This is a genomic window from Vibrio sp. 10N.222.52.C12, assembly GCF_041474215.1.
GTDB lineage: Bacteria > Pseudomonadota > Gammaproteobacteria > Enterobacterales > Vibrionaceae > Vibrio > Vibrio crassostreae_C.
The window spans coordinates 1-320 of record NZ_JBFRTR010000224.1; the positions used below are offsets into that span (position 1 = coordinate 1).

At 44.7% G+C, this 320-nt stretch carries 2 tRNA genes; both read left to right on the forward strand.

Annotated elements, in window-relative coordinates:
• Nucleotides 1–81 precede the first annotated feature (81 nt).
• Nucleotides 82–155 (forward strand) — tRNA-Cys (locus AB4623_RS23925).
• A gap of 46 nt (nt 156–201) precedes the next feature.
• Nucleotides 202–277, forward strand: a tRNA-Gly gene (locus AB4623_RS23930).
• The last annotated feature ends 43 nt before the right edge of the window (nt 278–320 follow it).

Consider the following 320-nt stretch of genomic DNA (forward strand, 5'->3'; position numbering starts at 1 on the left):
GGCCCGGGGCACCATCTATCTAGCTTCTACATTTTGAGTAGAGTGATGAACAAAGAGTTGTTCTCTTAAATCACTATTAAAGGCGCCTTGGCAGAGTGGCTATGCAGCGGATTGCAAATCCGTGGACCTCGGTTCGACTCCGGGAGGCGCCTCCATTCTTTCTCTTAGTTTGATAAGTTAAGAGATAATAAGAATGAAAATGCGATACTAGCTCAGTTGGTAGAGCGCAACCTTGCCAAGGTTGAGGTCATCGGTTCGAACCCGATGTATCGCTCCAAATTTTGTAGTGTTGATTCATTTCGACATTAAGATGGTGTTTT